Source organism: Aciditerrimonas ferrireducens (assembly GCF_023130475.1).
GTDB classification, from domain to species: Bacteria; Actinomycetota; Acidimicrobiia; order Acidimicrobiales; family UBA8190; genus Aciditerrimonas; species Aciditerrimonas ferrireducens.
The window spans coordinates 103686-120079 of record NZ_JAKHEX010000001.1; the positions used below are offsets into that span (position 1 = coordinate 103686).

The window sequence follows — 16394 nt, forward strand, 5'->3', positions numbered from 1 at the left end:
AGATGGCGGGGAGGTGTCAGTCCGGTGACGGTCCGGTTGCGGGGCCAGGGGCCGTCGCGCGGGGGGTCGCGAGCCAGTCGGCCAAGGCGGCGTCCTGGCGGTCCAAGGCGGCCTGGAGCAGCCCGAGGAGCGGCCCGGTGAGCCGGCCGCCGAGGAGGGGCACGGCCACGGTCAGCTCGGCCCGCACCCGCAGCAGCGTCGAGCGGCCGGTGTCGCTTCGAACCAGGGCGAGCCGGCCGCGCAGCTCGCCCCGGTGGGGCCCGGTGGTGGCCACCACGAGCAGCTCGGCCTCTCGGGCCCCCTCGGGGCCGGGCGGCCCCCAGTGCCGGCGGTCCTCCAGGTGGACCGCCGGGCCGACCAGGGGCCGGAACAGGCGGGGGACGGCGCTCGTCGGCAGGTCCAGCTCGAGGACCGTCGCCGGCGGCTCCCCCGGGTCCTCCTGGCGCTCGGCCCGCACCTCCCGGCCCTCCAGCCGCGCCGCCCAGGCCTCCAGGAACGCCGGGTCGGCGAGGGCCCCGGCCAGGGCGGCCGGGGAGGCGGGCAGTTCGGCCTCGTGTTCCAGCGACGGCACGGCAACCTCCTCGACCCGGTGACCTGGCGGGCGGGCCCGACCAGCATGGCAGGCTGGGGTCGGCTGGAGGACGAGCAGGAGGTGGGGCATGGGTGAGGTGCGGGCCGAGGCCCGTCAGGTGGTGCCGGGGACCCCCCAGGCGGCCTACGACCTCCTGGCCGACCTGGCGAAGCGCCGGGCGCTCCTGCCGGAGGCCTGGCGGGACCTGGTGGTCGAGCAGGGCGGCCGGGGGGCCGGCACGGTCTTCCGGGTCACCCTCGTGGCCGGCGGCCGGGAGCGGCAGTACCGCATGGCGCTCGAGGAACCCGAGCCGGGACGCCGACTGCTCGAACGGGACCTCGGCTCGAGCCTGCGGACCACCTACACCCTCGAGCCGGCCCCCGGCGGGAGCTGCGAGGTCCAGGTGGTGACCACCTGGCAGGGGGCCTCGGGCATCGGGGGGTTCTTCGAGCGGCGCTTCGCCCCCCGGGCCCTGGCCCAGGTCCACCAGGCCCTCCTGGCCAAGCTGGCCGCCGCCCTCCGAGGAGGCGAGCCAGGATGAACCGCCCCGGGCCAGGGCCCACCCGGCCGGACCCCCTCCTGGTGGACCTCTACGAGCTGACCATGGTCCAGGCCTACTGGCGGGAGGGCCTGGCCGAGCGCCCCGCCACCTTCAGCCTCTTCGTCCGGCACCTGCCGGCCGAGCGGGGCTGCCTGGTGGCCTGCGGGCTCGACGACGCCCTGGCCTGGCTGGAGGGGCTGCGGTTCGAGGACGAGGACCTGGCCGACCTCGAGGCCCTGGGCGGGTTCGAGCCCGCCTTCCTCGCCTGGCTGGCTGACTGGCGGTTCCGGGGCCGGGTCCGGGCGGTGCCCGAGGGCACCCCGGTGGTGGCCCAGGAGCCCCTGCTCGAGGTGGACGCCAGCCTGGCCGAGGGCCAGCTCGTCGAGAGCGGCCTGCTGAACCTGCTGACGACCCAGACCACCTTGGCCACCAAGGCCGCCCGGCTGCGGGCGGCGGCCGGGGGCCGGCCGGTGGTGGACTTCGCGCTGCGGCGCACCCAGGGCTTCGAGGCGGCCCTCCGCCTCGCCCGGGCTGCCGCCCTGGTCGGCCTGGCCGGCACGAGCAACGTCCGGGGGGCCCGCCGCTACGGCCTGCCGGCCAGCGGCGCAGGACGCCTTCGTGGCCTACGGCCGGCAGTACGGGTCGGGGGCGGTGCTGCTGGTGGACACCTACGACCCGCACGAGGGCATCCGGCGGGCGGTGGCGGCCGCCCGCCGGCTGGCCGAGGAAGGCCAGGTGGTCCGAGGCCTGCGGATCGACTCCGGCGACCTCGGCGCCCTGGCCCGCCGGGCCCGCGACGCCCTCGACGCCGCTGGCCTGCGCAGCGTCCAGGTGGTGCTCAGCGGCGGCCTCGACGAGAAGCGCATCGCCGAGCTGCTGGCCGCCGGCACCCCCGTCGACGCCTTCGGGGTCGGCACGGCCCTCGGGGTCGCCGAGGACGCCCCGGTGCTCGAAGCGGTCTACAAGCTCGTGGCCTTCGACGGCCGGCCGGTGGGCAAGACCAGCCAGGGCAAGGCCAGCCTGCCGGGTCCCAAGCAGCTCTGGCGCCGCCGGGACGGCACGGCGGACGTGCTGGGCCTGGCCGAGGAGCCCGGCCCCGGGGAGATCTACGAGGCCCTCCTCGTCACGGTCATGCTCGAGGGGCGCCGGACCCCGGCCGGCCTGGAGGACCTCGCCGCCGCCCGGGCCCGGTTCGAGGCGGCCTGGGCCCGCCTGCCCGAGGAGGTCCGGGCCATCGCCGACCCCGCCACCCTGCCGCTCCGGCTGGCCCCGGGCCTGGCCCGCCTCGTGGGCCTCGACCCGAGCCTCGAGCTGGACCCCCAGAGCGCGCTCGTGGTGGTCGACGTCCAGAACGACTTCGCCGACCCCCGGGGCAGCCTCTTCGTGCCCGGGGGCGACGAGATCGTGCCGCTCGTGAACAGCCTGGTCGACCGAGCCCACCAGGCCGGAGCCCGCGTGGTCTACAGCCAGGACTGGCACCCCCCGGTGACCCCCCACTTCCAGACCGCCGGGGGTCCCTGGCCGGTCCACTGCGTCCAGGGCACCTGGGGGGCGGCGTTCCACCCCGGCCTGCAGGTCGCCGGCGAGGTGCTCCAGAAGGGCGCGGGCGGCGAGGACGGCTACTCGGCGTTCTCCATGCGGGACCCGGCCAGCCAGCGCCAGGTCCCCACGGGCCTGGCCGAGCGCCTCCGGGCCGCGGGGGTCCGCCACCTGGTGGTCTGCGGACTGGCCCTCGACGTCTGCGTCCGGGCCAGCGCCCTCGACGCCCTCGCCGAGGGCTTCGCGGTCACGGTGGTCGCCGGGGCCTGCCGAGCGGTCGGCGGGAAGGAGGCCACCGCAGCCACCCTGGCCGAGCTCCAGGCGGCGGGGGCCGAGGTCCACCCCGACCCGGCCGCCGGGCCGGCCCTCGAGGCCAGCTGACCACCAGCTGACGAGCAGGAATGGCTGCGCTCGGCGGGCTGTTGCCCAGGTCATGGGAGGGGCGCGCCCTGATGCCCGGGGAAGCTGGCGGCGCTGGCTCCGGCCCGTCCTGACCCTGGCGGTCCTGGGCCTCGGGGGCTGGTTCCTCTCCGAGCGGGCCCGGGAGCTCGGCAGCGCCGTCGACCGCGTTGGCGACGCCGCGCCGCTCTGGGTGGTCGGGGCGGTGGGCTTCGAGGCTGCCTCCATGGTCGTCTTCGCCCGCCTCCAGCGCTGGCTCCTCCAAGCCGGCGGGGTCCGGGTCCCCCTCGTCGACATGGTCGAGTTGACCCTGGCCGGCAACGCCCTGGCCGCGACCCTGCCCGGCGGGGTGGCCTGGTCGGCCGCCTGGGTCTTCGACCAGCTGCGCCGCCGGGGGGTCGAGCGGTTCCTCCGGATCTGGGTCTTCCTGGTCGCCGGGGCGGTCTCCAGCTTCGCCCTCTTCCTCGTCGTCGCCGTCGGGGTCTGGGCCGCGGGCACCCGAGGCCCGGTGGCCGGCCTCCGCTGGCTCGTGGCTGCCCTGGCCGCCATCCCCCTCCTCCTGGCTCTCGTCCTCTGGCTCCGCCGCAGCCGCGTCGGCCAGGCCCTCTGGTCGACCGCCGACCGAAGCCTGCGTCGGACCCGGCCCGGGGCCTGGCTGGTGACCCAGGGCAGTCAGCTGGTCGCCCGGGTCGAGGCCATCCGGTTGAGCCCCCTCGGCTGGCTCGAAGCCCTGGGCCTCGGCCTCGCCAACTGGGTCGACGACTGCGCCGTGCTCGTGCTCGCCATGGTGGCGCTCCACGTGGCCGTCCCCTGGCGCGGGATCTTCGTCATCTACGGCCTCACCCAGATCGCCGCGGTCCTCCCCCTCACCCCCGGGGGCCTCGGGGTCGTCGAGGGCAGCCTGGCCGCCCTCCTCACCGCCTACGGGGTCCCCACCAGCCAAGCCTTCGCCGTCGTCATGCTCTACCGGCTCATCAGCTTCTGGGGCCTGGTGCCCGTGGGCTGGGGCGCCTGGCTCCTGGTCGACCTCCAGGGGCGCCGGGGCCGTCGCCACCAGCCCCATCCCTGGGCCACCCGCCAGGAGCACCACCCCCGGCCGGTCGACCGGGAGCTCGTCGACCGGGAGCTCCTCGACCGGGAGCTCGTCGACCGGGAGGGTCCCGCGCCCAGCGCCACCTCGGAGCCCGGAAGCCCAGCCGGGGCGGGAGTCGGGGCCTGCGGATGAGCCGGCGAGCTGGGCTCCTGGCGCTCTGCCTGGTCCCCAGCCTCCTCGAGGGGGCCCTGGTGGGCGCCGGCCTCGCCCCCCTCGGCGCCGCCGGGCTCGCCGCCCAGGCCAACGCCGTCCCCCCCTTCGGGGTCTTCCAGGACCTCCGCTGGCTCGTCGCCCTCGACCCCTCCTGGACGGTCCTCGCCGGCCTGGTCCCCGCCGTGCTCCTCGCCCGGGGGGTCCTCACCGGGCTCACCTTGGCGGCCGCCTGGCCCGAGGGCCTTCCCCGCCCCGGCCTCGGTCGGCTCGTGGCCCGCGGCACCCTGGCCAGCGGGCTCGGCGACCTTCTCCTCGCCCCGAGCGTCGTGGTCCTCTACGGCCTGGCCGTCGTGCCCCTCTCCTGGCTCTTCCTCGCCGCCGTGCCCCTGGCGGTCCTCCTCGCCCTCGTCGCCCACCCCCTCTGGGTCCAAGCCGGCTGGTGGCGCCGGCCGCTCTCGGCCCGGGCGGTCGGCTGGGTGCTGGCCAGCTTCCTCTGGCTCAGCCTCGCCGGCCTCGCCGTGACCGCCGCGCCTCGGTTCGCAGCCGCGCCGGTGGCTGGCCTCTTCGGGGCGGCCAACGCCCTCGCCTGGACCGGGCTGGTCCGAGCGGTCGCCGGGCAGCCCCGCCGGCGGCTCGTCGTGCCCATGGTCCCCGTGGCCCTCGCGGGGCTCGCCGCGCTCGTCGCCCTCGGCACCCTCGGGGGCTTTCGCGCCGCCCGGGCCGCCGAGACGGCCCGTCTCCGGGTGGCTCCCCCCGCGCGGACGGCCCGTGCACCCGCAGGCCCCGCCCGGGAAGCCGTCCTGATCGTCTCCGGCTACGGCTCGGCCTGGAACGGCCGCCCGAGCCGTCCCGTGCCGGGCCCCTTCCTCGAGACTCGCTTCTCCTACGCCGGTCTCGGGCCCCGGGGCCGGCCCCTGCCCTACGACGGGCCCGACACCGCCGCGCCGCTCCCCCTGCTCCTCGCCCGGCTCCGGCAGCAGGTCGTCGTGCTCGGCCGCCGCAGCCACCTCCCGGTCGCCGTGGTGGCCGACAGCGAAGGGGCCCTGCTGGCCGGCGAGCTCGTCCGCGACGACCCGCCCCGGGACCTGCGGACCGTCGTGTTCCTCAGCCCGCTCCTCGACCCGGACCGCCTCACCTACCCCCTCGGGGGTTCGGCCGGTCCCGGCGCGCCCCTCCGCCAGGCCATGACGGTCCTCGCCCAGGCCCTCCAGGGCGCTGCCCCCGTGGCGCTCTCGCCCCGAAGCCCGTTCCTCGCCTCCGTGGACCGGCAAGCTCGCCAGCTTCGCGGCCTCCTCGCCTGCCCGGTCCCCGGTCTCCGGGAGCTCGCCGTCCTCCCCCTGGCCGACGCCGTGGCCGCACCCCCCGGGGAGCGCCTCGGGATCCCCGCGGTGGTCGTGCCGGCCTTCCACGGCGGCATGCTGGCCTTGCCCGTCGTCCAGCGGGTGGTGGCGGACGAGGTGGCAGGCCGGCCCCTACCCCGACTCGGGATCTGGCGGTGGGCGGCCCACGTCGTGGCGGGGGCGGCGAACGCCTGGCAGGTGCCGACCCCCGGGGCCCCGAGCTGCGGGCGCCCCGGTCGTTGAGCAGCCGGCCGGCGCAGGGAGGTGGCCATGCCCTCATCGCCGTTGTGGAGTTTGTGTGACATGTTGTGAAAGTGGGTTCGCCGGGCCATCCCCACACCCGGGTCAGGTGGGGGGCACCCAACGCCAGGCGAGGCCGACGACCCCGGGGCCGGTGTGGGCCACCATGACCGGCCCGAAGCCGCTCAGGAACGCGGTCGTCGGGGGGACGACCGACGCCACGAGATCGAGGGCGGCTTCGGCGTCCTTCGGGCGCTCGGCGTGGAGAGCGACGACTTCGAGTCCGTGGTCCGGGCGCCGGCCGGCGAGGACCCGGCGGGCCAGGGCACGGAGGGCCCGGGGTCGGGAGCGGAGGGGTCGGAGGGGTCGGGGCCCGGCCGGGGTGAGCTCGAAGAGGAGGAGCACACCGGCCGCCAGCCCGAGGCGGGCGACCGGGGCGGGGAGGCGGCCCGAGGCCCGGAGCCAGTCGAGCTGTTCGACGAGGGCGACGAGGCGGACTTGGGTGGCGGCGCGGCGGGCGGCCACGGCCACGGCTTCGAGGTCGGCGCCGGCTCGGGCCGCCCGGGCGGCGGCGAGGACGACGAGGGCCTGGGCGCCGGCGGCCGTGCCGGAGTCGACGACGACCACGGGGAGGGTGGGGCGGAGGAGCGTGGCCGCGGCGTGGGCCGCCTGAGCGGAGGCCGAGTAGCGGCTGGCGACGGTCACGACCACCGCCCCCTCGGGCCCGGCGTGGGCCTGGAGGGCCGAGAGGTAGGCGCCGGGCGGGGGCGCGGCGGACTGGATGCTGCCGGGGGGCTGGGTGGCGAGGAAGCCGTCGGGGAGCTGGTCCTCGTTGACGGTGCGGTCGGCGAGGGCGATCTGGAAGGGCACCTGGACGACGCCGGCCTCCTCCGCCAGGGCCGGGGGGAGGGCCGCGGCGGCGTCGCTGAGGACGGCCACGGGCACGGCGGGGAGGCTAGCGGTCGTGTCCTGGGGGGTCTTGGTCGAGGAGGAGGCGCCGGAGGAGGGCCGGGAGGTGGGGGCCAGGGGGGAGCGGCCGATTGCCGGCGAGGCGCTTGGCGAGCATGGGGCCGGCGACGGCCAGGCCGAGGAGGACCCCGGGGGTACCGCGGCGGCGGGCGAGCCAGGCGGGCAGGGCGAGGGCGGCGAGGCCGACGAGGAGACCGGTCTGGCGGAGGAGGCGGCCGAGGCCGAGGCCGGCGGCGAGGAGGGCGGCCCCCTCGGGGGCGGCGAGGAGCAGGCCGCCGAGGGCTGGGGCGACGCCGCGCCCACCGGCGCCCCGGAGCCAGGGGGACCAGTTGTGGCCGGTGAGGGCCAGGGCGAGGGCAGCGGCCGCAAGGCCGGGTCGACGGGGCCCGGCCAGGGCGGGGCCGAGGGCCCCCTTGGCGAGCTCGAGGCAGCCGGCGACGGCGAGGGGACGGAACCCGGCGACCTGGTAGAGGGCGGTGCCAGAGACGGTGCCGGTGCCGACCCGGCGCAGGTCGACGCCAGCGGCGAGGCGGGCGGCGAGGCCGCTGATGGGGAGGGAGCCAGCGAGGTAGGCGGCGGGGGGGACGAGCAGGGCGCGGCGGTCCACGGGCCCCAGGGTGCCACGGCCCCGCGCCGACCCGGCGGGGGCGCGGTGCGGGGCCGACCAGCGAGCCGGCCGCCCCGAGGGCTATGGTGTTGCAAATGCGTTACGGCCCTGCTTGGTGGTGGCGCGCCGCCCGGAGTCCCCTCGGCCAGAAGCTGATTCGCTACTGCCTGGGTTCGGTGGTGACGACCGTCATCTCGTTCACCGTGCTGTCGGTGAGCTACGGGGTGCTGCACCTGTGGGACGCGGTGGCCGACACGCTGCTGGCGAACATCGTGGCCACGGTGCCGGGCTACTGGTTGAACCGGACCTGGACGTGGGGCCGGACGGGGCGGTCGGACCCGTGGCGAGAAGTGGTGCCCTACTGGGTGCTGTCGCTGCTCGGGATCGCGATCTCGATGGGCACGGCCGACCTGGCCGGCCGGTTGGCGACCAGCCACCACCTGCCGGCGCTGGCGGCGACGGCGCTCGTGGACGGGGCGAACCTGGTGGCCTGGAGCGGGGTGTTCGTCGGGAAGTACCTGCTGTTCGACCGGATGTTCCGGGGGGTGGCCGAGGCGATGGACCAGCGGGCCGGGCGGGGCGTCGCGACGGCGTTGCGGGCGCTCGAGGTCGAGGGGCGCATGGAGCCGGGGCTCGAGGCGGCGAGCCCGGCCGTGGTGGGCGAGCCGATCGGGCTGCTGCGGCTCCCAGGCGCCCTGGAGGACACGGGGGTCGGTTCGGAGCTGGACCCGCCAGCCGAGGCGGCGGTCGGCGGGCGCTAGGGAGCGAGGGGCGATGGCCGGGGCAGGAGGGCCGGCCGATCGGGCCCGCTCGACGGTCGGAGTGGAGGCGGTCGAGCCCGAGCCGCACGTGGTGGTGCTCTTCGGGGCCACCGGGGACCTGGCCCGACGGAAGCTGCTGCCAGGCTTGTTGCACCTGCAGGCGGCGGGCCTGCTGCCGCCGTGCCGGGTGGTAGGGACGGCCCTGGAGGACCTCGGGGACGACGGGTTCCGGGCCCTTGCCCAGGCGGCGTGCGAACGGTTCGGGCGGCCCGAGGTGCCCCTGGAGGCCCGGCAAGCGTTCTTGGGGTGCCTGCGCTACGTGCCGACGGGCGCAGGCCCTGAGGCCCTGGCGGCTGCGGTGGGGAAGGCCCGAGAGGAGCTGCCGGGCTGGCCCCGGCTGCTGCACTACCTGAGCATCCCGCCGCAGGCCATGGCGGCGGTGGTGGACCTGCTGGCCAAGGCCAAGCTGGTGGAGCGGGCCCGGATCGTCATGGAGAAGCCCTTCGGGACCGACCTGGCCTCGGCCCGGGCGCTGAACGAGGTGGTGCACCGGGTGTTCGAGGAGCCCCAGGTGTTCCGGATCGACCACTTCCTGGGCAAGGAAGCGGCGCTGAACATCTTGGCGTTCCGGTTCGCCAACGGGCTCTTCGAGCCGATCTGGAACCGGCACCACATCGACCATGTGCAGATCGACGTGCCCGAGACGCTGACGGTCGACGAGCGGGCCGGGTTCTACGACCAGACGGGCGCGTTCCGGGACATGGTGGTGACCCACCTGTTCCAGATCCTGGCTTTTGTGGCCATGGAGCCGCCGGTGGCCTTCGACCCGCCGAGCATCGACCAGGAGCGGACGAAGGTGTTCCGGTCGCTGCGGCCCATCGACCCGAAGCAGGTGGTGCGGGGGCAGTACGAGGGGTATCGAGCGATTGCGGGGGTGGACGCCGACTCGCAGACCGAGACGTTCGTGGCGCTGCGCTGCGAGGTGGACAACTGGCGGTGGGCCGGGGTGCCGTTCTTCCTGCGGACCGGCAAGGCCATGGCCGAGGGGGCCCGGATCATCTCGATCGCCTTCCGGGAGCCGCCGAAGAGCATGTTCCCGGCGGGGTCGGGGATCGGGGAGCGGGGGCCGGACCACTTGACCTTCGACCTGGACGACGACGCTCGCCTCTCGCTGTCGTTCTACGGGAAGCGGCCGGGCCGGGGCATGGCCCTGGACAAGCTGAGCCTGCAGTTCGCCCTGCACGAGACCGGCTACCAGCGGGACGTGCTGGAGGCCTACGAGCGGCTGGTACTGGAGGCCATGGTGGGGGACCGGACGCTGTTCGCTTCGGCCGAGGGCATCGAGCGGCTCTGGGAGCTCTCGGCGCCGTTGCTGGAGCAGCCCCCACCGCTCGAGCCCTACCCGGTGGGCAGCTGGGGCCCCTCGTCGATCGGTCGGCTGGTCGCGCCGCGGACGTGGCGGTTGCCCTTCGAGCGGCCCTGGCGCCAGCCCCGGACCAGCGGGACGGCCTGAGCCGGCACCGCACGCTCGACGCCGGGGAGCCGGCCGGGTTCCTGTGGAGGTCCTGTGGACCTCGGCGGGACCGGAATGGGGCCGGGAGCGGTCGACGTTGACCAAGGCGTCGTGGGATGCTGGCTGGGCGGACCCGGCCGGCGGAAGGAGAGCGGCGTCATGACCGAGAGCATCCGGTTGGGGCGGATCCGAGGTATTCGGCTGGGGGCCAACTGGAGCGTCCTGGTGGTCGCCGTGCTGGTCGGCGTGGGCCTGGGGGAACGGGTCCTGCCGAGCATCGAGCCGGGCCTGTCCGGGGTGTGGTACGGGGTGGCGGCCTGCGGGGTCACCCTGGCCTTCCTGGCGGGCATCGTGGCCCACGAGCTGGGTCATGCGGTGGTGGCCCGTCGGCAAGGGTTGCGGGTCGAGGGCGTGGTGATCTGGGCGCTAGGGGGCTTCACCTCGATCGACGGCCAGCCGGAGCGGCCGGGGGGCGAGCTGGCCCTCTCGGGGGTGGGTCCCCTGGTGTCGCTGGTGGTCGGTGGGGTGCTGCTGGGCCTGGGAGCCGGCGTGGAGGCGCTTGGGGCACCCCGGTTGGCCGCCGGGAGCCTGGCGTGGCTGGGCGGGTTGAACCTGCTGCTGGCCGCGCTGAACGCCTTGCCGATCTCCCCGCTGGACGGTGGGCGGGTCCTGCACGCCGGGCTCTGGCGGCTCTTCGGGGATCGGCTGCGGGCCACGGTGGTGACGACCGCCGTGGGCCAGGTGGTCGGCTACGCCACGCTGGCGGTCGGCATGGTGCTGCTCGTGCTGGGCAACCTCGAGGGACTCTGGCTGGGGGCCACGGGGCTGTTCGTCGGTGCCGGGGCCACCGCCGAGCGTCGCCAGGGGGTGCTGCTGGCCACCGTGGGGGATCGGACGGTCGGGCAGGTCATGGCGCCGGTGGCCCCGACGACGGTGCCGGACTGGTGGACGGTGGAGAGCGCCTGTCGAGAGGGGCCCTTGGCCGAGGGCTGGCCGGTGGCCGTGCTGCACGACTGGCAGGGCGACCCGTCGGGGCTGGTGGCCGGGGGGCAGTTGCTGGCCGTGCCGCCCTCCCTGCGGGACCAGGTGCGGCTGCGGGAGCTGGCGTGGCCGGCCCGCTCGGTGGTGACCACCCGGCCCGACGAGCCGGTCGTCGAGCTGCTCCAGCGCTGGACCCCGGAGACGCACTGGGCGGTGGCCCTGGCGGAGGGCCGGCCGGTCGGGGCGCTCTCGGTCGGGGACCTCGAGGCCCTCTTGGCCGGCCGGTTTCCCACCCCGCCGTGGGTCGCCGGGCCGGCCGACCGGGCCAGCCAAGGGCCGGCGCCGGTCGCCGGGAACTGGCGCTGAGGCCGGCCGCCCGGCCGGGGCCCGCCTTGCCCCAAAGTGACAGTTTCTGCAAGGCTGCAGGGCGTGCAGGATGCGTGGGAGGGCGTGGAGGTCGACCCCGACGCCCCCAGCGATGGCCCCCGGGGATTGCGGGAGCGCAAGAAGTTGGCGACCCGGCGGGCGCTGCGGCGGGCGGCCCTGGAGCTGGCCCTGGCGAAGGGTCCGGCGGCGGTCACGGTGGAAGCCATCGCCGAGGCGGCCGGGGTCGCCCCGCGCACGTTCTTCAACTACTTCAGCGCCAAGGAGGAGGCGCTGGTCGGTCCGGGGGAGCCCCTGGCGGCGGCCCTCGCCGCTGAGGTCCGGTCCCGGCCGGTCGAGGAACCGGCGCTGTGGGCCATCGGCGAGGTCATCGCCGGGCGCCTCGAGGGTCTGCGGAGCCGGCCCGAGCAGCTGGCCCTCTGGCGGGCCCAGGCCCGACTGGTCCGGGAGCACCCGGGGACGCTCCTTCCGTGGCAGCTGGCGGCGTTCGCCGCCTTGGAGGAGACCCTAGCGGCGGCCGTGGCCGAGCGGCTGCCCGTCGGGTGGGGGGGTGCCGAAGCCCGGGCGCTCGGGCGTCTGGCGGCCGGAACGGCGATGGGGGCCGCCCGGGTGGTCCTCGACGAGGTCCTGGACGACGCCGTCGGGGACCCGGGGGACCTGGGGGCGAGCTACCGGCGGGTCCTGGCCAGCCTGCCGGCTCTGGTCGGTGAGTCCCAGGGGTCCGGCGCGCCCCGCGTCCGGGGCGGTCACCGGCAAACGGCCAGGGGTCGGGGGGTCCGGGGGGCGAGGACGAGGACGAAGGAGCGATGAACCGGTTCTTCGAGCGGTTGGCCCGCACGGTGGTGCGGTACCGCTGGCTAGTGCTGGCCGGCTGGGTGCTGGTGGCGGTGGTGGCGGTGAAGACGCTGCCGTCGATGACCAGCGAGGTGAACAACGACAACAGCCAGTTCCTGCCGGCGAACGCCCCGAGCCAGCGGGCCGCGAATCTCGCGGCGCCCCTCCTGGGCCAGACGACGACCCAGAGCCAGATCCTGCTGGTGGCCTCGACCAGCGGCCGGCCCTTGACGAGTGCCGATCAGGCGGCGATCGCCCGGGAAGTGGCGCTGGCCAAAGCGGTGCCGAAGGTCACGAAGGTGCAGGTGGCGAAGGTCTCGCCGAACGACCAGGCGGCGGAGATCCTCGTCGACGCCAAGGTCGCCCCGAGCGACGTGCAGGACCAGCGGAGCGTGGTGGACGACCTCCAGGCCACCTTCGCCCGGGCCGGGCCGACCGACGGCCTTTCGTTCCACCTGGCCGGGCCGGTGGCGACCAACGTGGCGAACCAGAAGAGCTCGGACAAGACCGGCAACCGGATCCAGGGCCTGTCGTTCCTGCTGGTCATCGTCCTTCGGTGGTCTTGGCGCCCACGGGGTGAAGATCTCGGAGATCACCGACATCCTGCTCATCGTGCTGCTGCTCGGGGCGGGGACCGACTACGGCCTGTTCCTAGTCTTCCGGGTGCGAGAGGCGCTGCGGTCCGGCCAGGGTCCGAAGGAGGCGGTCGAGCACGCCCTGGTGCGGGTCGGCGAGTCCATCTCGGCCTCGGCCGGGACGGTGATCCTGGCCTTGTTGAGCCTCCTGCTGGCCACCTTCGGCATCTACCGGGACCTGGGCCTGCCCCTGGCGGTCGGCATGGGGGTCATGCTGCTGGCCGGGCTGACGCTCCTGCCGGCCCTCCTGGCCATCGTCGGTCGGGCGGCCTTCTGGCCGAGCCGGGCCGTGCCGGTGGCCGAGGAGCGCCGGGGCTGGTGGGGGCGGGTGGCCGGTCGCCTGGTGAAGCGGCCCGCCTTGACCCTGGGCATCGGCGTGCTGGTCTTCCTCGGCCTGGCCTCGGCCGCCCTCGGCTACCACTCGGCCGGCTTCGGGGGGGCCGTCTCCGCCCCGAAGGGGTCCGACGCCGCGGCCGGCAACGCCATCCTGGCCGCCGACTTCCCCCACGCCTCGGCCAACCCGGCCAACTTGATCCTTCAGTACCCCGAGCCGATCTGGCAGGACCCGGCGCGGCTGGTCAGCGCCGAGAGGGTCCTGGAGCGATCCGGGCTCTTCGCCACCCTGGCCGGGCCCCTCGACCCGAACGGCACGGCGATGGGCCCCTCGACCTACGCCCGGCTGCATACCGAGCTGGGGAACCCCCTGACCCTGCCGACCCTCGAACCTTCGGGCCTGTCGGTGCCCCGCTCCCTCTACGACGCCTACCGGGCCACCGCCTTGTTCGTGAGCCCCGAAGGGACGGTGGTGCAGTTCGAGGCCTCCTTGCGGGCCGGGGGGCAGCAGACCACGGCGGCCATGGACGCCACCCCGAAGGTGCGGGCCGCCCTGGCGGCCGCCGCTCGGGCATCGGGGGCCACGGCGAACGGCGTGGCCGGTGAGGCGGCCTCCCTCTACGACGTGAGCTCGGCCTCGAACCACGACCTGGTGCACATCGTGCCGGTGGCCGTGGTGGCCATCGGGGTGCTGCTGGCCCTGGTGCTGCGGAGCCTGGTGGCGCCGCTCTACCTGATCGTCTCGGTGGTCCTCTCCTACCTGGCGGCCCTCGGGGTCTCGACCCTGGCGTTCATCGACATCGGCGGCGAGAAGGGCCTCACCTTCATCCTGCCGTTCTTGATGTTCATCTTCCTGCTGGCCCTGGGGGAGGACTACAACATCCTGGTCATGACCCGGATCCGGGAGGAGGCCCACCGGCACTCCCTGCGGGAGGCCGTGGTCGAGGCCATCGGCCGGACCGGGCCGACGGTCACCTCCGCCGGCATCATCCTGGCCGGCAGCTTCGCGGTGATCGCCATCGCCGGCGGTGGGGGGCCGGGGGGCAGCCAGATCCGGGCCATCGGCTTCGGGCTGGCCATCGGCATCCTCATGGACACGTTCTTCGTCCGCACCCTCCTCGTCCCCTCGACCGTGGCTCTGCTGGGCCGCTGGAACTGGTGGCCGGCCCGGCTCGGCCGGCACGCCGACGACGAGGACCGGGTCCGACCCGCTGAGGCGGCCAGGACGGTGGCGACGACCGTGGCCGGGGACGGCCCAGGGAAGTGAGGGAAGTGAGGGTGGCCGCCGGGGGCGGGGCTCAGGCGATGCGGGTGAAGAGCCGCTCGAGGTCCTCGACCGAGTAGCCGGCGGCCGCGGCGTCCTCGGGGTGTTCGCTGCACCAGGCCAGGCCGGCGGCCACCAGGCGGAAGCCGGCCTGCTCCACCGCCCGGTTCGCCGCGGCCAGCTGGGTGAGGACCGTTCGGCAGTCGGCGCCCTCGCTGAGGAGGCGCTGCACGGCGCGCAGCTGGCCCTCGGCCCGACGGAGACGAACGACGACCTCGCTCACCACCGGGTCGGGCAGCCGGCTCGGGGAGGCCGGGTTCGCGTCGGTGCTGCTCGGCCCAGGGCTGCCTGGCGCGTGGCCGTCGACGGGGTTCGCCGGGGCGCTGGCCGGGGCCTGCTTCGTCGGTGCGGATCGGCGTGCTGGTGCCATGGTGCCTCGCTGGGTCGTTCCGTGGGCCGCCCCGTCGAGTTGCGGGGCTGCCCGCCAGCGTAGTGCGGCTGGCCAGGGCGGCGGCGGGGCCGGGCCCTACCCGAGGGGGTACGGACGACAGCGCTCGGTCGTCACCGACTCGGCGGTCGGGAGAGGGCCGCCCTAGGGTGAACCGGAAGAGGCCGAGCGAAGGAGAGGACGATGGCAGGCAGCGGGCTCTTGGACCTTCCGGCGTGGCGTGCCCTGGCCGCCCACCAGCGGGACCTGGCGGAGCGGAGCCTGCGGGAGCTCTTCGCCGAGGATCCCGGGCGGGTCGGCCGACTGACCTTCGAGGCTGCGGGCCTGCGGGCCGACCTGTCGAAGCACCGGGTGACGGACGAGACCCTGCGGCTGCTGCTCGAGCTGGCCGAGGCCCGGGACGTGACCGGCCGGCGGGACGCCATGTTCCGGGGCGAGCACCTGAACGTCTCGGAGGACCGGGCGGTGCTCCACGTGGCCCTGCGGATGCCCGAGGGGCGACGGCTGGTGGTCGACGGGGTGGACGTGGTGGCCCAGGTGCACGAGGTCCTGGGGCGCATGCGGGCCTTCGCCCGGGAGGTCCGAAGCGGCCGCTGGCGGGGGGCGACGGGCCGGCCGGTGCGGAACGTGGTGAACATCGGCATCGGCGGCTCGGACCTCGGCCCGGCCATGGCGGCCGAGGCCCTCGCCCACTACCGGCGTCGGGCCCACGGACCTGGCCCAGGCCCTCGCCGATCTGGACCCGGCCGAGACCCTCTTCATCGTGTCCTCGAAGACCTTCACCACCACCGAGACCCTGACGAACGCCCGGGCGGCCCGCCAGTGGCTGGTCGACCGGCTCGGGGAGGAGGCGGTCGCGAAGCACTTCGTGGCGGTCTCGACCAACGAGGCCGAGGTCCGGGCCTTTGGGATCGACCCGACCCGCATGTTCGGCTTCTGGGACTGGGTCGGCGGGCGCTACTCGATGGACTCGGCCATCGGGCTCTCGACCATGCTGGCCATCGGCCCTGAGGGTTTCGACGAGCTGTTGGCCGGGTTCCGGGCCATGGACGAGCACTTCCAGGAGGCCCCCCTGCGGGAGAACCTGCCGGTCCTCCACGGCCTGCTCTGGGTCTGGTACCGGGACTTCTTCGGCTGCCAGACCATGGGGGTCATGCCCTACAGCCAGTACCTCCGGCGGTTCCCGGCCTATCTGCAGCAGCTGACCATGGAGTCCAACGGCAAGCGGGTGACCCTGGAGGGCGAGGCGGTGGACGTGGGGACCGGCCCGGTGGTCTGGGGGGAGCCGGGGACCAACGGCCAGCACAGCTTCTACCAGCTGCTCCACCAGGGCACGGTACTCGTTCCGGTGGACCTCATCGGCTTCGCCCGGTCCCTGGACCCGGTCGGGGAGCAGCAGGACACCTTGATGGCCAACCTCCTGGCCCAGGCCGAGGCCCTGGCCTTCGGCCGGAGCGCCGAGGAGGTGCGGGCCGAGGGCACCCCGGAGGCCCTGGTGCCCCACAAGGTCATGCCCGGGGACCGGCCCAGCACGGTCCTGCTCGCCGAGGAGCTGACCCCCCGGACCCTTGGGAGCCTGGTGGCCCTCTACGAGCACAGCGTCTTCGTGCAGGGCTGCATCTGGGGCATCGACTCCTTCGACCAGTGGGGGGTCGAGCTCGGCAAGGCCCTGGCCAAGCGGCTGGTGCCCACCTTGCAGGGCGACCAGGGGGGCCTCGAGGCCCTCGACCCCTCGACCCGGGCCCTGGCCGTCTGGTACCAGCAGCACCGTGAAGCCCGGCCGGGGGGC

General features: G+C 75.5%; 13 protein-coding genes and 3 pseudogenes. 12 read left to right on the forward strand and 4 right to left on the reverse strand.

The window, feature by feature from the left end; translation table 11 throughout:
• Window positions 1-16 precede the first annotated feature (16 nt).
• Complete coding sequence (locus tag Acit_RS00510) at window positions 17-571, reverse strand: DUF2505 domain-containing protein (RefSeq protein ID WP_248104983.1); 555 nt, start codon at window positions 569-571, stop codon at window positions 17-19.
• Window positions 572-659: 88 nt separating this feature from the next.
• Between Acit_RS00510 and Acit_RS00515 the strand changes: the two genes are divergently transcribed.
• The 5 genes and pseudogenes from Acit_RS00515 (at window position 660) to Acit_RS00530 (ending at window position 5879) form a co-directional block, all read left to right on the forward strand.
• Window positions 660-1112, forward strand: coding sequence for an SRPBCC family protein (locus Acit_RS00515; protein ID WP_248104984.1), 453 nt, complete (start codon window positions 660-662; stop codon window positions 1110-1112).
• Window positions 1109-2399, forward strand: a pseudogene (locus Acit_RS13770) (nicotinate phosphoribosyltransferase); the annotation flags it as partial. The gene Acit_RS00515 and the pseudogene Acit_RS13770, both read left to right, overlap by 4 nt.
• Window positions 2400-2495: 96 nt before the next feature.
• A complete protein-coding gene (locus Acit_RS13775; RefSeq protein ID WP_376745988.1) occupies window positions 2496-3032 on the forward strand; it encodes an isochorismatase family protein in 537 nt (178 codons plus the stop codon).
• A gap of 52 nt (window positions 3033-3084) precedes the next feature.
• A complete protein-coding gene (locus Acit_RS00525) occupies window positions 3085-4275 on the forward strand; it encodes a lysylphosphatidylglycerol synthase transmembrane domain-containing protein (RefSeq protein ID WP_248104986.1) in 1191 nt (396 codons plus the stop codon).
• Window positions 4272-5879, forward strand: coding sequence for a hypothetical protein (locus tag Acit_RS00530; protein ID WP_248104987.1), 1608 nt, complete (start codon window positions 4272-4274; stop codon window positions 5877-5879). The genes Acit_RS00525 and Acit_RS00530 overlap by 4 nt, the downstream gene beginning before the upstream one ends.
• A 102-nt stretch (window positions 5880-5981) precedes the next feature.
• Here Acit_RS00530 and Acit_RS00535 read toward each other — a convergent pair whose 3' ends face one another.
• Window positions 5982-6821: a DegV family protein gene (locus Acit_RS00535; RefSeq protein ID WP_248104988.1), complete on the reverse strand. Its 840-nt coding sequence runs from the start codon at window positions 6819-6821 to the stop codon at window positions 5982-5984.
• Between the two features lie 10 nt (window positions 6822-6831).
• Window positions 6832-7452 carry a glycerol-3-phosphate acyltransferase gene (locus tag Acit_RS00540; protein WP_248104989.1) on the reverse strand — a complete coding sequence of 207 codons (621 nt, stop codon included), beginning with the start codon at window positions 7450-7452 and terminating at the stop codon, window positions 6832-6834.
• Window positions 7453-7547: 95 nt separating this feature from the next.
• Between Acit_RS00540 and Acit_RS00545 the strand changes: the two genes are divergently transcribed.
• The 6 genes and pseudogenes from Acit_RS00545 (at window position 7548) to Acit_RS13345 (ending at window position 14160) form a co-directional block, all read left to right on the forward strand.
• Window positions 7548-8213 (forward strand): GtrA family protein, encoded by a 666-nt coding sequence (locus tag Acit_RS00545; RefSeq protein ID WP_248104990.1) that lies wholly within the window; start codon window positions 7548-7550, stop codon window positions 8211-8213.
• 13 nt (window positions 8214-8226) lie between these two features.
• The gene (gene zwf / locus Acit_RS00550) at window positions 8227-9726 is read left to right on the forward strand and encodes a glucose-6-phosphate dehydrogenase (RefSeq protein ID WP_248104991.1); all 1500 of its coding nucleotides are present in this window, start codon (window positions 8227-8229) and stop codon (window positions 9724-9726) included.
• 159 nt (window positions 9727-9885) lie between these two features.
• Window positions 9886-11073 carry a site-2 protease family protein gene (locus Acit_RS00555; protein WP_248104992.1) on the forward strand — a complete coding sequence of 396 codons (1188 nt, stop codon included), beginning with the start codon at window positions 9886-9888 and terminating at the stop codon, window positions 11071-11073.
• 63 nt (window positions 11074-11136) lie between these two features.
• The gene (locus tag Acit_RS00560; protein WP_248104993.1) at window positions 11137-11901 is read left to right on the forward strand and encodes a TetR/AcrR family transcriptional regulator; all 765 of its coding nucleotides are present in this window, start codon (window positions 11137-11139) and stop codon (window positions 11899-11901) included.
• A 104-nt stretch (window positions 11902-12005) separates the two neighbouring features.
• Window positions 12006-12419 (forward strand): annotated as a pseudogene (locus Acit_RS13780) (MMPL family transporter); the annotation flags it as partial.
• Window positions 12420-12501: 82 nt separating this feature from the next.
• A complete protein-coding gene (locus Acit_RS13345; protein ID WP_312708881.1) occupies window positions 12502-14160 on the forward strand; it encodes an MMPL family transporter in 1659 nt (552 codons plus the stop codon).
• Between the two features lie 31 nt (window positions 14161-14191).
• On the opposite strand, the gene Acit_RS00575 is transcribed toward Acit_RS13345, so the two are convergent.
• Window positions 14192-14587 (reverse strand): metal-sensitive transcriptional regulator, encoded by a 396-nt coding sequence (locus Acit_RS00575; protein ID WP_248104994.1) that lies wholly within the window; start codon window positions 14585-14587, stop codon window positions 14192-14194.
• A 201-nt stretch (window positions 14588-14788) separates the two neighbouring features.
• Between Acit_RS00575 and pgi the strand changes: the two are divergent.
• Window positions 14789-16382, forward strand: a pseudogene (gene pgi, locus Acit_RS00580) (glucose-6-phosphate isomerase); the annotation flags it as partial.
• Between the last annotated feature and the right edge of the window lie 12 nt (window positions 16383-16394).

Excerpts from the sequence above, each read along its gene's own strand:
- Acit_RS00515 (WP_248104984.1), top strand. The coding sequence starts at position 660 with ATGGGTGAGGTGCGGGCCGAGGCCCGTCAGGTGGTGCCGGGGACCCCC.
- Acit_RS00525 (WP_248104986.1), top strand. The coding sequence starts at position 3,085 with ATGGGAGGGGCGCGCCCTGATGCCCGGGGAAGCTGGCGGCGCTGGCTC.
- Acit_RS00530 (WP_248104987.1), top strand. The coding sequence starts at position 4,272 with ATGAGCCGGCGAGCTGGGCTCCTGGCGCTCTGCCTGGTCCCCAGCCTC.
- Acit_RS00545 (WP_248104990.1), top strand. The coding sequence starts at position 7,548 with ATGCGTTACGGCCCTGCTTGGTGGTGGCGCGCCGCCCGGAGTCCCCTC.
- zwf (WP_248104991.1), top strand. The coding sequence starts at position 8,227 with ATGGCCGGGGCAGGAGGGCCGGCCGATCGGGCCCGCTCGACGGTCGGA.
- Acit_RS00555 (WP_248104992.1), top strand. The coding sequence starts at position 9,886 with ATGACCGAGAGCATCCGGTTGGGGCGGATCCGAGGTATTCGGCTGGGG.
- Acit_RS00575 (WP_248104994.1), bottom strand. The coding sequence starts at position 14,587 with ATGGCACCAGCACGCCGATCCGCACCGACGAAGCAGGCCCCGGCCAGC.